Below are 13,478 nucleotides of genomic sequence, written 5' to 3'. Positions count from 1 at the left end.
TCCCCCCGGACAGGCGGCAGGCGTGAAACGCCCTTCTGGTGTCCGGCCCGTTGTCGCGCGGGCCGCTACGGGCGGCCCATGCCGCGCATCTGCCGGTGGATCGACTTCCACTTACGGGTCTCCTCGGCGCGCAGCCGCGCGTCGGTGCGGCGGGCCATCCAGGCCGCCTCCCGCTGAAGCCGGCGCCAGCTCTCCAGCCGCCGCTCGGGCAGCTCGCCCGACTCCACCGCCGCGATCACGGCGCAGCCCGGCTCCTGGCCGTGCCCGCAGTCGGAGAACCGGCAGCCGCCGGCCAGTTCGTCGATCTCGGCGAAGACCAGGTCCACGCCCTCGCTCGTCTCGTACAGTCCCACCCGGCGGATGCCGGGGGTGTCGATGATCAGCCCGCCGCCGGGCAGCGGGATGAGCTGCCGGTGGACGGTCGTGTGCCTGCCCCGCCCGTCGCCGGCCCTGACGCGCTGGGTCTCCATCACCTCCGCGCCGGCGAGGGCGTTGACGAGCGTGGACTTGCCCGCGCCCGAGGGACCGAGGATCACCGCGGTGCCGGATTCGCCGAGATGGGCCCGCACCAGGTCCACACCGTCGCCGGTGAGCGAGCAGACCGGGTGGACCTCGACCCCGGGCACCGCCGCCTCGACGTCGGCGAGCAGGTCGCCGAGCACCCGGTCCTGCAGATCGGCGAACAGGTCGGCCTTGGTGACGAGCACGACCGGCCGGGCGCCGCTCTCCCAGGCCAGCGCCACGAGGCGCTCGATCCTGCCGAGATCGGCGAAGTCGTCGGCGTGCATGGACGGCTCGGCCACGAAGACGACGTCGACGTTCGCGGCCAGCACCTGCCCCTGGCCGTCGCCGGACAGGCCGCCGCGCGAGTCGCGGCTCACGCCGCCCCGGACGAAGGCCGTACGGCGCGGCAGCACCTCCGCCAGTTCGTGCCGGCCCTCGGCGAGGGGGGTGAGCGCGACCCAGTCCCCCACGCACGGAAGCGCGAGCGGGTCGGCCGCCGCGGCCCTCCGTACACGGGCGGACAGCCGCGCGTGGTGGGTCCCGCCGGCGGCGACGACCTCGGCGGCGCCGCGGTCGACCCGCGCGACCCGGCCGGGCACGGCCCCGCCGGGAAGGTCGGGAAGCGACTCGGCGAGGTCGTCGTGCCAGCCGAGAAGCGAGAGTTCGAACGACATTGCTGTGGACACCCTTCGGAAAGACCGGGTGTCCCCGCGGAAAAGGGTTATGCGGACACCCGGGAGATGACGGACGGCATGGTCGTCAGAAAGACCCGCATGGTCCTCACCTCCCCGGTGTCAGGCCGCCAACCGGCGGCCACCCTCATGACGCACGAGCGGCGTCGGATGCGGGAACGTTAGCAGCACCGCCGCCACCTCCCGCAACCCTTTTTTCCCAGGAATCAGGAAAGGCCGGGAGCCGGGAACCGGCTCGTCAGCTCCGTGACCTCGCCGTGCACCCGCGCGACGACGTCCTCCGCGTCGCCCTTGGCCACCGCGGTGACGACCTCGTCCATCCAGGCGGCGATCTGCCGCATCTCGGCCTCGCCCATCCCGCGCGATGTGACCGAGGGCGTGCCGATCCGGATGCCCGACGGGTCGAACGGCTTGCGCGGGTCGAACGGCACGGTGTTGTAGTTGGTCTCCAGGCCCGCCCGGTCGAGCGCCTGCGCCGCCGGCTTGCCCCCGACGCCCTTGGACGTGAGGTCCATCAGGATCAGGTGGTTGTCGGTGCCGCCGGAGACGAGGTCGAAGCCGCGGTTCAGGAGCTCGTCGGCGAGCGCCTGGGCGTTCTTCACGATCTGCGCGGCGTACGCCCTGAACTCCGGCCGGGCGGCCTCGTGCAGGGCGACGGCGATGGCGGCGGTGGTGTGGTTGTGCGGGCCGCCCTGGAGGCCGGGGAAGACGGCCTTGTTGAGCGCGGTGGCGACCTCGTCCGAGTTCGCCATGAGCATCGCGCCGCGGGGGCCGCGCAGGGTCTTGTGGGTGGTCGTGGAGATCACGTCCGCGTGCCCGACGGGCGAGGGGTGGGCGCCGCCCGCGACGAGGCCCGCGATGTGGGCGATGTCGGCCGCCAGCACGGCGCCGACCTCCCTGGCGATCTCGGCGAAGGCCGGGAAGTCGATCGTGCGCGGGATCGCGGTGCCGCCGCAGAAGATCAGCTTGGGCCGGTGCTCCAGCGCCAGGGCGCGCACCTCGTCCATGTCGATGCGGCCCGTGTCGCGGCGCACGCCGTACTTCACGGAGTTGAACCACTTGCCGGTGGCCGACACCGACCAGCCGTGGGTGAGGTGGCCGCCGAACGGCAGGCCCATGCCGAGGACGGTGTCGCCCGGGTTCAGGAACGCCAGGTAGACGGCGAGGTTCGCGGGCGAGCCCGAGTACGGCTGGACGTTGGCGTGGTTCACGCCGAAGACCGACTTCGCCCGCTCGACGGCCAGCGTCTCGATCTGGTCGATGACCTGCTGGCCCTCGTAGTAGCGCTTGCCCGGGTAGCCCTCGGAGTACTTGTTGGTGAGAACGGTGCCGGTCGCCTCCAGGACGGCCCTGGACACGTAGTTCTCGGACGCGATCAGCTTGACGGTGTCGGCCTGCCGCCGCTCCTCCGCCCTGATCAGTTCGGCGATCTCGGGATCGACGACGTTCAGCGAGTGCTCAGCCATGGCGCCTTCCTTCTCCACGTCGACAGCGGCGGCGACCCAGGCGCACGGCCTCCGCTGATTCGCTCCCCGGTGGTGCCCCACCTAGCGACGCTCCCCTGCCGGGCTCGTCAGCGCCAGTCGCGACCCTCCCCACCTTATCGGGACGCGGCGGTGCCCTCACTCATCGGCGATGGGGCCAGATCACGCCTTGCCGGACTTGCGGTGATGGTGCTCGTGCCGGGGGGCGCCGCCCAGCGGCCACAGCCGGTCGATCTCCGCGTTCAGGGTCGCCCCGATGAGCACGGCGAGCGCGGTGATGTAGAGCCACAGCAGCACGGCGATGGGCGCGGCCAGCGAGCCGTAGATCGACAGCGGGGTGAACCACGCGGCCAGCACCTCGCGCAGGAACGCCGCGCACACGATCCAGATCACCAGCGCGAGCACGGCCCCCGGCGTCTCCCGCCACCAGCGCGTACGGTGCGGCACGCTCACGTGGTAGAGCAGCGTGAGCATCAGCACCGAGCCGACGACGAGCACGGGCCAGTAGAGGATCGTCACCAGCGCGGCGTACCGGGGCAGAGCGTTGGACATCAGCGTGGGGCCGATCACCAGGACCGGCATGACGACCAGGCCCATCAGCAGCGCGGCGACATAGAGGCCGAACGACAGGACGCGGGTGCGGATGATCCCCCGGGTCTCCCCCAGCCCGTACGCGATGGAGATGAGGTCGACGTACACGAACAGGGCGCGCGAGCCCGACCACAGCGACAGCAGGAAACCGACGGAGATCAGCGAGACCTGGCCGCCGCTCAGCACGTCGGACAGCAGCGGCTGCACGACCCGTTCCACCGTGTTGTGCGTGAACAACAACTCGGACTGGTCCACCACCCAGCGCCTGATCTCGGCGACGCCGGCGTCGCCCAGCAGCCCGCTCAGATGACCCATGACCCCGAGCAACCCCAGCACGAACGGCGGCAGCGACAGCAGGGCGAAGAACGCCGCCTCGCCCGCCAGCCCGGTCACCCGGTAGTTGACCCCCGCCATCGTGGTCGCCTTGACCAGGGCCCATATAGTCGTCTCGCGTACCCAGCTCAGGCGCGCGCGGGCGACGGCCATGCCTTTGCGCGTGATGCGCCGCGGCCTGCGCGCCCGCGCGTCCGTGGAGGTCATGGCACCCAACCGGTCATGAGAACTGGGCTCTACCCGCCGGCGTGGCTCTTATCACGTGACGTGCGAGCGGATCGTCGCCGCCCAGAATAGGGGCCCCCGCCCCCCTCTCGCGATAATCACGACTCTCACCTGGGTCCGCGCGGGTGTCATCCGGCTGTCATGGGAGGGGAACAATGAAGACATGATCTGCCGGGCGTGCGGGGAACACAGGCACGAGGAGTGCCGTGGCGGGTCCTGGTGCGACTGCCAGCACAAGGAGCCGGCCGAGCAGGACCGCGAGGCGGAGCCGCCGGAGAACTGGGTCCGCAAGGGCTGACAACCTCCCGTCATTATGCCGTTACAATCCCGCATCCTGGACACGAACTTGGACATCCAGGATCTCGGGGGTATCGTTTGGGACATGCCAGCGGACCCGTTGCTCGTCGTGCGACGCCACGTCGATCTCCTGCGCGTCCGTAGCGCGATCTGTATCGACGCCGGCTGACCGTCGCCCTCCGTTACCCGGGCGCTCGGCCAGGCGTCGTTTTCGTATGCCCTCATACTCGGCCGCGCAATGCCGCCGGCGAGGTGAGAGGCCGCCTGCGCCGGTGTCCGCCGAAGACCGATCTCGACCCGAGCCTCGGAGAAGGACGTGTGCCCATGAGCACCCCGGCCCGCCCGGCGAACCGCCACCACAGACGCCCGCGCGGCGAAGGTCAGTGGGCTCTCGGTTACCGTGAGCCACTGAACAAGAACGAGGAGAACAAGAAGAACGACGACGGGCTCAACGTCCGCCAGCGGATCATCGACATCTACTCCAAGGGCGGGTTCGACTCGATCGACCCCGCCGACCTGCGCGGGCGCTTCCGCTGGTTCGGGCTCTACACCCAGCGCAAGCCCGGCATCGACGGCGGCAAGACCGCGATCCTGCCGGACGAGGAGCTGGACGACCGCTACTTCATGCTGCGGGTCCGCATCGACGGCGGGCAGCTCAGCCTGGAGCAGCTGCGCACCATCGCCGACATCTCCAACGACTACGGCCGGGGCACCGCCGACGTCACCGACCGGCAGAACATCCAGCTCCACTGGATCGAGATCGAGTCGGTCCCGGACATCTGGCGGCGGCTGGAGGCGGTCGGCCTGTCCACCACCGAGGCGTGCGGCGACACCCCCCGCGTCATCCTGGGCTGCCCCCTGGCCGGGATCGACGCCGGTGAGGTGATCGACGGCACGCCGCAGATCCACGAGATCTACGACCGGTACGTCGGGGACAAGGCGTTCTCCAACCTGCCGCGCAAGTTCAAGACGGCGATCAGCGGCTGCACCGCCCACTGCACCGTCCACGAGATCAACGACGTCGCGTTCGTCGGCGTGGTGAACGAGCAGGGCGAGCCCGGCTTCGACGTCTGGGTGGGCGGCGGCCTGTCGACCAACCCGATGTTCGCCCAGCGGCTCGGCGCGTTCGTCCGGCCCGACCAGGTCCACGAGGTGTGGGCCGGGGTCACCGGCATCTTCCGCGACTACGGCTACCGCCGCCTGCGCCACCGGGCGCGGATCAAGTTCCTCGTCAACGACTGGGGCGCGGAGAAGTTCCGCCAGGTCCTGGAGACCGAGTACCTGCGGTACGCCCTGCCCGACGGCCCGGCTCCGGAGGCGCCGCAGAGCGGCCGGCGCGACCACGTCGGGGTCCACCCGCAGCGGGACGGCAACTTCTACGTCGGCTTCGCCCCGCGCGTGGGCCGGCTGGACGGCGACACGCTGCACCGCATCGCCGACATCGCCGAACGGCACGGTTCCGCCCGGATCCGCACGACGGTCGAGCAGAAGATGGTCATCCTCGACGTCGCCCCCGACCAGGTGGAGTCGATCGTCAGCGAGCTGGAGGCCGCCGACCTCCAGGTCAACCCGTCCACGTTCCGCCGCCAGACGATGGCCTGCACCGGCATCGAGTACTGCAAGATCGCGATCGTCGAGACCAAGGCCACCGCGTCGGCCCTGATCGACGAGCTGGAGCGGCGCCTGCCGGACTTCGCCGAGCCGCTGACGATCAACGTCAACGGCTGCCCGAACTCCTGCGCCCGCATCCAGGTCGCCGACATCGGCCTCAAGGGCCAGCTCGTGGCCAACGACAAGGGTGAGCAGGTCGAGGGCTTCCAGGTGCACCTGGGCGGCTCGATCGGGCTCAACCCGACCTTCGGCCGGAAGGTGCGCGGGCTCAAGACCACGGCGGAGGAACTGCCCGACTACGTCGAGCGGGTCGCCCGCAACTTCGAGAAGCAGCGGAACGAGGGCGAGACCTTCGCCGAGTGGGTCCAGCGCGCCGACGATAGCGACCTCAAGTGAGCGAGCGGGCGGCGCCGTTCTACTGCCCGTACTGCGGCGACGAGGACCTGGAGCCGTACGTGACCGAGGAGGAGAGCCACGGATGGTACTGCAGGGCCTGCGCCCGTGCCTTCCGGGTGAAATTCCTCGGCGTCGGCGTGCGTTCGTGATTGTTCGAAGGCTTGTCGTCCGATCATCCGATGAACCAGTGAACGACGTGTGAGGAGTAACGATGTCGGTGGCAGAGATAGAGGCTGGCCTGGAGCGGCAGCGGGCGACGCTGGACCTCCAGGGGATCGTGGAGTCCGCGGCGCGCTTCCTTGAGGACGCCCCCGCCCGGGAGATCATCCGGTGGGCCGCGGCCACGTTCGGCGACCGCCTCTGTCTCACCTCGTCGATGAGCGACGCCCTGCTGATCGACCTGGTCAGCAGGGTGAAGCCGGGCGTCGACGTGTTGTTCATCGACACCGGCTACCACTTCGCCGAGACCATCGGCACCCGCGACGCGGTCGAGACCGTCTACAAGGTCAACGTGATCAACGTGAAGCCGTCCAGGACGGTCGAGGAGCAGGACCGCGACCTCGGCCCGCGCCTGTACGGGCGCAACCCCGACCTGTGCTGCTACCTGCGGAAGGTCGAGCCGCTGAACCGGGCGCTGGAGCCGTACCTCGCCTGGGTGTCGGGCATCCGCCGCGACGAGTCGCCCACCCGCGCGAACACCAAGGTCGTCGAGTGGGACGCCAAGCGGCAGATGGTGAAGGTCAACCCCATCGCCCGGTGGACCCAGGAGGACGTCGACAACTACATCGCCGACAACGGCGTGCTGATCAACCCGTTGCACTACGACGACTACCCGTCGATCGGCTGCGCCCCCTGCACCCGCCGCGTGGCGCCGGGCGAGGACCCGCGCAGCGGGCGCTGGTCCGGCCTCGGCAAGATCGAGTGCGGCATCCACCTGTGACGAGTGCTCCACACGGGAACGCGCCGCTGATCGCGGTGGCGCACGGGTCCCGCGACCCGCGCGCCACCGCGACGGTGGAGGCCCTGCTCGACGGCGTACGGCGGGCCCGGCCCGGCCTCGACGTCCGCGCCGCCTACCTCGACCACGCCCCGCCGTCGCTGCCTCGGGCGCTGTCGGGCCTGGACGAGGCGGTCGTGCTCCCCCTCCTGCTCACCGCCGCCTACCACAGCCGGGTGGACATCCCGGCGGCACTGCGGGAGGCGTCGGCCCGCGCGCCGCGCCTGCGGGCCGTCTGCGGCCCCACGCTCGGCCCGCACCCGCTGCTGGTCCGGGCCCTCGAACGCCGCCTCACCGAGGCCGGGGTGGGGATCGGCGACCCGGAGACCGCCGTGGTGCTGGTCTCGGCCGGGTCCAGTGACGGCCGGGCGAACGCGACGATCGCCGCCGTCGCCCGCGCGTGGGCGCGGGAGCGCCCCTGGTGGTCGGTGACCGCCGCCTACGCCTCCGCCGCCGCGCCCAGGCCCCGGGAGGAGGTCGAACGGCTCAGACGGGCGGGCGCGCCCAGGGTCGTCGTCGCGCCGTACCTGCTGGCCCCCGGCCACTTCGCCGACGCCGTGCGGCGCGACGCCCTGGACGCGGGGGCGCACGCCGTGGGCGGCGTCCTCGGCGCCGCCCCCGAACTGGTCGCGCTCCTGCTCGAACGCCACGCCCAGGCCGTCCGGGCCGCCCGCCAAGCGGCCTAGCCGACGGTTCCCCGGGCCGTTTCCAGGTCCGGCAGGGACCACCTCCGCGACCCCGGCCACGGCGTGGCGGCGGGGTCCCCGCACGCGGAGGAGAGGATCTCCTGCCCGTTGGGCCTGCGGATCACGATGTCCTGGTCGCAGGCGATCGGCGTCGGCCCCGCGACGAAAGGCAACGCCTCCCTGATCGTGAGCCGTCCGCCGGTGCGGTACTCGCCGGTCTCCTCGATGACGCGCCCGGCCTCCCGCTCGCCGAGCGCGGGGATCGGCGCCCCCGGTTCGAGGCCCGCCGCGACCCGCTGGACCGGCACCAGCGCGACGTCCACGTCGTTGCGTCCCCTCAGATCCCCGCCGGACTCGTCGGTCCACGACAGCGGGTGATCGACGTGGTCGCTCTGGATGCCGCACACGCCCTGCGTCACCAGACGGCCGTTCAGCCAGACGAGCGCGTACGACGGGTCCCGGCAGTCGACCCGCACGTTCACCGACTCGCTGATGCCCGTGTAGGGGAATCTCAGGACCCGCCCGCCCGTCTCGATCGCTCCGTTGAGGAACACCCGCTCCCCCGTCAGGTAAAAGCCCTCGGAGGGAACGGCCGCCAGGACGGCCGGCCCGCCGTCTCCGGGGGGCGCGATCGTGACCGTGCGCGGCGCGGTCGCGACCATCACCGCGGCGGCCAGACCGGTGGCCAGCGCCGCCCCTGCGCCGGCCCGCCGGCGGCGGACGCGGCGGACGCGCCGGTCCACGTCGGCCAGAGCGACGCCCCCGCCCCGTCCCCCGCCCTGTCCCGTGGCGGCGTCCCCGGCGAGAAGCTCGCGGAGCTCTGTCTCGGTCAGTGTCATCGTCAGCTCTCCAGGCTCATCGCGGAGCGGGCGGCGGGATCGACGCGCAGCCTGGCCAGGGCCCTGCTCGCCTGGCTGCGCACGGTCCCCGCCGAGCAGCCGAGGATCTCCGCGATCCGGTCGTCGCCGAGGTCGGCGAAGTAGCGCAGCACGATCACGGCGCGCTGTTTCGGCGGCAGTCCCGCGAGGGCCCGCCGTACGGCGTCCCGGAAGCCGAACAGGTCGGCGGCGTCGCCGACCGCCGGCTCCGGCAGCACCTCGGTCGGCTGCTCGCCGCGCCAGCGCCTGCGCCACCAGCTGGCATGGGTGTTGGTCAGGATGCGGTAGACGTACGGGTCGGGATTGTCACCGACCCTCCGCCAGGCCAGCCACGCCTTGGCCAGCGCCGTCTGGACCAGGTCCTCTGCCGTGCCCCAGTCGCGGCAGAGGAGGTAGGCCGTCCGCAGCATGCGGTCCGAGCGCTGCTCGACGTAGCGCTCGAAGTCGGCCCGGTCGCGCATGTGCGGCCCCCAGTGATCGGTGCGGTCCTCGGTGGACGGTCACCGATGACTACGCCCTGGGAGCGCCGCGCCGTTGCCTCGGACGGCGATCGGGTTCCCCTGCGGCGTACGACCGCGCGCTCGGGGGCCGTTCAGCGGGAGTCGCGCCGGCGGTCGCGGAGCCGGGGAGGACGAGGCGGGCGGGGCGGGCGGAGCCCGTGCATGCCGTGTAGCCCGTGCAGCCCGTGCATGCCGTCCAGGCCGTGCAGGCCGTGCTCGGAGCCCTCGTACCCCTCGGTGAGGGAGGCGCGGCGCTCCTGCCACCACTCGCTCCAGGCGAACCAGCCGCGCTTGATCGGCTGCGCCCGGGAGTCCCCGATGATCTTCACGTCGCCCAGCAGGACGTACGCCCTGACCCTGACGACGGGGGCGGCCTGCCCGGCGGGAGCCTCGATCACCTGGACCTTCTTGTCGCCCAGGACGGTGACGCCGGAGAGCTCCACGTCGATCCCGTCCGGCACGATGATCTTGAGATCGCCCAGCACGCAGACGGCGACGACGTCGACCTCACGCCCGCGCACCTCGGCCTCCCGCAGGTCGAGGGTCACGTCGCCCAGCACGCTGACCGCGCCGATGCCGTCGTCGATCCGCCACGAGCCGGTCCTCTTGGCGTCGCCCAGCACCGCCACGATCCACTTGCGCATCCTGCCCTGCGGGGCGGCCGGAGCCGCGGGCCCGGGGGCCGGGGCCGGGGCGCCGCCCGGCAGGTCGGCGATGATCTGGGCGAGCTCGCCGTGCGTCTGGGCCAGATAGGCGGCCTCGGTCCGCTCGGTCAGCTCGGCCAGCGTCAGCCGCCCCTCGGCGGACGCCACCCTCAGCCGCTCCACCACGGACTCGCGCTCGGCGTCGGACGCCCGCATGCCACCCGGATCGTTCACGTCCCCCACCGTAACCCCGACCGGCCCCGCTCCCCATCCTCCCTGGGGACGATCCCTGCGGGGTCCTCCAGAAGGGGTTGTGTGAGCATGGAGACGTGACCCGCAGCAGGTTGTTGGAGGCGATCGCGGAGGGGGACGCCGCGCGGGTGGCGGAGATGCTGCACCCGGAGGCCCCGGTATCCCCTGTGTCCTCCCCTGTGTCCCCCGCCGTCGACCCCGCCCAGGGGACGACGCCGCTCTACCGGGCCGCCGCCGGAGGCCACCACGAGATCGTCCGGCTGCTGCTGGACCACGGCGCGGACCCCGACCGGCCGAGCGGCGGGCCCGAGGAGGGGCTGCCGCTGTGCGCCGCGGCCTGCTGGGACCACGCCGAGACCGTGCAGGCGCTGCTGGACGGAGGCGCCGACCCCGACGCGGCGGAGGAGGGCGGCTGGACGGCCCTGCTGTGGGCGGCCGCCAACGGCAACCTCGAGTCGGCCGACGTGCTGCTCGACGCCGGGGCCGATCCCGGCCTGGCCGACGAGGACGGCGACACGCCGCTGACACTGGCCGCGCTGTTCGGGGCGTACGGGATCGTCTGGTCCCTGCTGGAGCACGGCGCGGACCCGGCGGCGCCCGGCTGGGACGGCGCGACCCCGCTGGAGATCGCCGCCCGTCTGGCGGGGGCCGATCTGGAGGCGGTCCTCCGGGACGACGCCGCCGCGCGGCTGGGCGGCGAGCACACGGTGCTGGTGGCGCACTCCGCCGCGCCGGACGGCACCCGGCGGGTCACGGTCGAGGCGCGCGGCGAGGGCGCCCGCACCGGCACACACACCGGCGTCTACACCGTGGCCCGCCAGTACGGGCACGCGGCCGCCGCCACGGTCCTGGAGGCGGCGCTCGGCCTCCGGCCGCCGCCCGAGGAGCTGCTCCGCCGCGTCCTGCCCTACCGCGACCTGGACGAGGACGACGAGACGTGGTGGGCGGCCGTCCACGCGCTGCGGGGGCGCCACGACGAGGAGACGTTCCGGGCGGTGACACGGTTGTGCGAGAGCGACGACCCGGTGCGGCGGGAGTTCGGCGTCGACGTCCTCGCCCAGTTCGGCCGCGACACGGGCCACCTCCCGGGACAGGACACGGGCCACGACGACCGGCAGGACGAGGTCCTCGGCATCCTGCGCGACCTGGCCCGCCGGGAGACCGAGCCCGCGGTGGTCGAGGCCCTGCTCGCGGCGTTCGGCCACCGGGCCGACGAGCGGGCCCTGCCCGAGGTGCTGGCGATCGTGGGCGGCCCGGGGCGCGAGCCCACCGTCAACGACGCGGTCGCGCTCGCCGCGGTCCTGCCGTCCGGCGACGAGGACGCCCTCGCCGCCCTGATCCGGCTGACCGAGTGCGGGGACGACGAGGTGCGCGACTGGGCGACCATGGGCCTCGCCGGCCTGCCGGCCGACACCGCCCGGATCAGGGAGGCGCTGGCCGCCCGGCTGGCCGACCGTGACGTGACGACCGTGGCCGAGGCGGCCCGCGGCCTGGCCGCGCGCGGCGACAGGCGGGCGCTCACGGGCGTCCACCGGGTGCTGTGCGAGGCGGGCGCCGGTCAGGGCTACGCGCGTGATCTCGCCCTTGAGGCGGCCCAGGAGCTGGGCCTGGACATCTCCGGCGCCTGAGCGCGGCGGCGGGTGTTTGTCCCGGCGGGCCCGAGTGCTGAGATGGAGTTCCGGCCTCGCCCGGTTCCCGGCGCCGAGGACCCGGCATCACCCGAGGAGGACCCTGTGACCCGCGACGCGACTCACGACGTGACCAACCAGGCGCCCCCGCTGGCCGGGCACGACGTCTCGGCCGACCAGGCGCTGCTGGAGGGGCTCGCCAGGGAGGGGGCGGACTGGGCGACCGGGGAGCTGCGCCGGCTCGGCCTGCTGGCCGGATCCGAGAAGGCGCAGGAGTGGGGGCGGCTGGCCAACGAGCACCCGCCCGTCCTGCGTACCCACGACCGGTATGGCAACCGGATCGACGAGGTCGAGTTCCACCCCGCCTGGCACGAGCTGATGTCGGTCGCGGTCGGCAACGGGCTGCACGCCTCCCCCTGGACCTCGGCCCGGCCGGGGGCGCACGTCGCCAGGGCCGCGAAGTTCTTCGTCTGGTCCCAGGTGGAGGCCGGGCACGGCTGCCCGATCTCCATGACGTACGCCGCCGTGGCCGCGCTGCGGCACTCGCCGTCGCTGCGGGCGGAGTGGGAGCCCCTGCTGGCCTCCCGCACGTACGACTTCGGGCTGCGCCCGCCGCTGGAGAAGCGGGGCGTGCTGGCGGGGATGGCCATGACCGAGAAGCAGGGCGGCTCCGACGTGCGGGCCGGCACCACCCGGGCCGAACCCCTCGGCGACGGGAGCTTCGCCCTGATCGGGCACAAGTGGTTCAACTCCGCCCCGATGTGCGACGCGTTCCTGGTGCTGGCCCAGGCCCCGCGCGGGCTGTCGTGCTTCCTGCTCCCCCGTGTGCTGCCCGACGGCACCCGCAACGCGATGCGCCTGATGCGGCTGAAGGACAAGCTCGGCAACCGGTCCAACGCCTCCGCGGAGGTCGAGTACGACGGCGCGACGGCCTTCCTCGTCGGCGAGGAGGGCAGGGGCGTCCGCACGATCATCGAGATGGTCAACATGACCAGGCTCGACTGCGTGACCGGCTCGGCCGCCGGCATGCGGCAGGGACTGTCGCAGGCCCTCCACCACGCCCGCCACCGGAGCGCGTTCGGCCGGCCGCTGGCCGACCAGCCGCTGATGCGCGCCGTGCTCGCCGACCTCGCGCTGGAGTCCGAGGCGGCGACCACGCTGATGACCCGCCTGGCCGGGGCGACCGACCGGGCGGTGGCGGGCGACGCCGCCGAGGGCCTGTTCCGCCGGGCCGCCCTCGCCGCCGCCAAGTACTGGATCTGCAAGCGGGCGCCGGTCCACGCCGCCGAGGCGCTGGAGTGCCTGGGCGGCAACGGGTACGTCGAGGAGTCGCAGATGCCCCGGCTGTTCCGGGAGTCCCCGCTGAACGGCATCTGGGAGGGCTCGGGCAACGTGGCCGCCCTCGACCTGATGCGGGTGCTCGCCCGGGAGCCGGAGGCGGTCGAGGCGTTCTTCGCCGAGGTCGCCCGCGCCGGGGACCACCGCGTCGGCGACGCGGCCGGGCGGGTGCTGAAGACGCTCGCCTCCGCCGGTGAGGCCGACGCCCGCCGGGTGGCCGAGGAGATGACGCTGGTCCTGCAGGCGTCCCTGCTCGTGCGGCACGCCCCGGCGCCGGTGGCCGACGCGTTCTGCGCCTCCCGCCTGGGCGGCGACTGGGGCCGCGCCTTCGGCACGCTCCCGGCCGGCCTCGACCTGGAGCCGATCCTGGAGCGCGCGGCGCCCGCGTGAGCAGGCGGTCACGGGACGGCTACCCCACGGAA

14 protein-coding genes are annotated in these 13,478 nt (G+C 73.0%); 8 read left to right on the top strand and 6 right to left on the bottom strand.

From position 1 onward, the window contains the following. Positions 1 to 65: 65 nt before the first annotated feature. The 3 genes from rsgA to HHX40_RS08385 all read right to left on the bottom strand — a co-directional run bounded on the left by rsgA (position 66) and on the right by HHX40_RS08385 (position 3,811). Complete coding sequence (rsgA, locus tag HHX40_RS08395) at positions 66 to 1,178, bottom strand: ribosome small subunit-dependent GTPase A (RefSeq protein WP_182880074.1); 1,113 nt, start codon at positions 1,176 to 1,178, stop codon at positions 66 to 68. Between the two features lie 224 nt (positions 1,179 to 1,402). After that, a complete protein-coding gene (glyA, locus tag HHX40_RS08390) occupies positions 1,403 to 2,662 on the bottom strand; it encodes a serine hydroxymethyltransferase (protein WP_111699551.1) in 1,260 nt (419 codons plus the stop codon). Positions 2,663 to 2,842: 180 nt separating this feature from the next. Continuing rightward, positions 2,843 to 3,811 (bottom strand): YihY/virulence factor BrkB family protein, encoded by a 969-nt coding sequence (locus HHX40_RS08385; RefSeq protein WP_259403389.1) that lies wholly within the window; start codon positions 3,809 to 3,811, stop codon positions 2,843 to 2,845. A gap of 181 nt (positions 3,812 to 3,992) precedes the next feature. Here HHX40_RS08385 and HHX40_RS36395 point away from each other — a divergent pair, with 181 nt between their 5' ends. The 6 genes from HHX40_RS36395 (at position 3,993) to HHX40_RS08365 (ending at position 7,816) form a co-directional block, all read left to right on the top strand. After that, on the top strand, positions 3,993 to 4,127 hold the full coding sequence (locus tag HHX40_RS36395) for a hypothetical protein (protein ID WP_259402300.1): 135 nt from the start codon (positions 3,993 to 3,995) through the stop codon (positions 4,125 to 4,127). 15 nt (positions 4,128 to 4,142) lie between these two features. After that, positions 4,143 to 4,295: a putative leader peptide gene (locus tag HHX40_RS38135; protein WP_373868690.1), complete on the top strand. Its 153-nt coding sequence runs from the start codon at positions 4,143 to 4,145 to the stop codon at positions 4,293 to 4,295. A gap of 155 nt (positions 4,296 to 4,450) precedes the next feature. Further along, positions 4,451 to 6,133: a nitrite/sulfite reductase gene (locus tag HHX40_RS08380; protein ID WP_182880073.1), complete on the top strand. Its 1,683-nt coding sequence runs from the start codon at positions 4,451 to 4,453 to the stop codon at positions 6,131 to 6,133. Beyond that, entirely contained in the window at positions 6,130 to 6,282 is a 153-nt protein-coding gene (locus tag HHX40_RS08375) for an Insertion element protein (protein WP_111699548.1), read from the top strand. The genes HHX40_RS08380 and HHX40_RS08375 overlap by 4 nt, the downstream gene beginning before the upstream one ends. A gap of 62 nt (positions 6,283 to 6,344) precedes the next feature. Continuing rightward, the gene (locus tag HHX40_RS08370) at positions 6,345 to 7,073 is read left to right on the top strand and encodes a phosphoadenylyl-sulfate reductase (protein ID WP_111699547.1); all 729 of its coding nucleotides are present in this window, start codon (positions 6,345 to 6,347) and stop codon (positions 7,071 to 7,073) included. Next, entirely contained in the window at positions 7,070 to 7,816 is a 747-nt protein-coding gene (locus HHX40_RS08365) for a sirohydrochlorin chelatase (protein WP_182880072.1), read from the top strand. The genes HHX40_RS08370 and HHX40_RS08365 overlap by 4 nt, the downstream gene beginning before the upstream one ends. Here the strand turns inward: HHX40_RS08365 and HHX40_RS08360 are convergent. The 3 genes from HHX40_RS08360 to HHX40_RS08350 all read right to left on the bottom strand — a co-directional run bounded on the left by HHX40_RS08360 (position 7,813) and on the right by HHX40_RS08350 (position 10,072). Beyond that, positions 7,813 to 8,655 carry a hypothetical protein gene (locus HHX40_RS08360; protein ID WP_182880071.1) on the bottom strand — a complete coding sequence of 281 codons (843 nt, stop codon included), beginning with the start codon at positions 8,653 to 8,655 and terminating at the stop codon, positions 7,813 to 7,815. The two genes, HHX40_RS08365 and HHX40_RS08360, sit on opposite strands and share 4 nt — an antisense overlap. Before the next feature lie 2 nt (positions 8,656 to 8,657). Continuing rightward, on the bottom strand, positions 8,658 to 9,155 hold the full coding sequence (locus tag HHX40_RS08355; RefSeq protein WP_182874227.1) for a SigE family RNA polymerase sigma factor: 498 nt from the start codon (positions 9,153 to 9,155) through the stop codon (positions 8,658 to 8,660). A gap of 131 nt (positions 9,156 to 9,286) precedes the next feature. Continuing rightward, on the bottom strand, positions 9,287 to 10,072 hold the full coding sequence (locus HHX40_RS08350; protein ID WP_182880070.1) for a DUF1707 SHOCT-like domain-containing protein: 786 nt from the start codon (positions 10,070 to 10,072) through the stop codon (positions 9,287 to 9,289). 95 nt (positions 10,073 to 10,167) lie between these two features. Here HHX40_RS08350 and HHX40_RS08345 point away from each other — a divergent pair, with 95 nt between their 5' ends. After that, positions 10,168 to 11,718, top strand: a complete 1,551-nt coding sequence (locus HHX40_RS08345; RefSeq protein WP_310737995.1) for an ankyrin repeat domain-containing protein — start codon at positions 10,168 to 10,170, stop codon at positions 11,716 to 11,718. 105 nt (positions 11,719 to 11,823) lie between these two features. Next, a complete protein-coding gene (locus HHX40_RS08340; protein WP_310737994.1) occupies positions 11,824 to 13,446 on the top strand; it encodes an isovaleryl-CoA dehydrogenase in 1,623 nt (540 codons plus the stop codon). Positions 13,447 to 13,478 lie beyond the last annotated feature (32 nt).

The organism is Microbispora sp. H10949 (assembly GCF_014161435.1).
GTDB lineage: Bacteria > Actinomycetota > Actinomycetes > Streptosporangiales > Streptosporangiaceae > Microbispora > Microbispora triticiradicis.
This window is presented reverse-complemented; position numbering and strand designations above follow the sequence as displayed.

Bases quoted from the DNA above. Each gene is read 5' to 3' on its own strand.
- HHX40_RS08385 (WP_259403389.1), bottom strand. From the start codon at position 3,811: ATGACCTCCACGGACGCGCGGGCGCGCAGGCCGCGGCGCATCACGCGC.
- HHX40_RS08370 (WP_111699547.1), top strand. From the start codon at position 6,345: ATGTCGGTGGCAGAGATAGAGGCTGGCCTGGAGCGGCAGCGGGCGACG.
- glyA (WP_111699551.1), bottom strand. From the start codon at position 2,662: ATGGCTGAGCACTCGCTGAACGTCGTCGATCCCGAGATCGCCGAACTG.
- HHX40_RS08360 (WP_182880071.1), bottom strand. From the start codon at position 8,655: ATGACACTGACCGAGACAGAGCTCCGCGAGCTTCTCGCCGGGGACGCC.
- HHX40_RS08355 (WP_182874227.1), bottom strand. From the start codon at position 9,155: ATGCGCGACCGGGCCGACTTCGAGCGCTACGTCGAGCAGCGCTCGGAC.
- HHX40_RS08380 (WP_182880073.1), top strand. From the start codon at position 4,451: ATGAGCACCCCGGCCCGCCCGGCGAACCGCCACCACAGACGCCCGCGC.
- HHX40_RS38135 (WP_373868690.1), top strand. From the start codon at position 4,143: ATGCCGTTACAATCCCGCATCCTGGACACGAACTTGGACATCCAGGAT.
- HHX40_RS36395 (WP_259402300.1), top strand. From the start codon at position 3,993: ATGATCTGCCGGGCGTGCGGGGAACACAGGCACGAGGAGTGCCGTGGC.
- rsgA (WP_182880074.1), bottom strand. From the start codon at position 1,178: ATGTCGTTCGAACTCTCGCTTCTCGGCTGGCACGACGACCTCGCCGAG.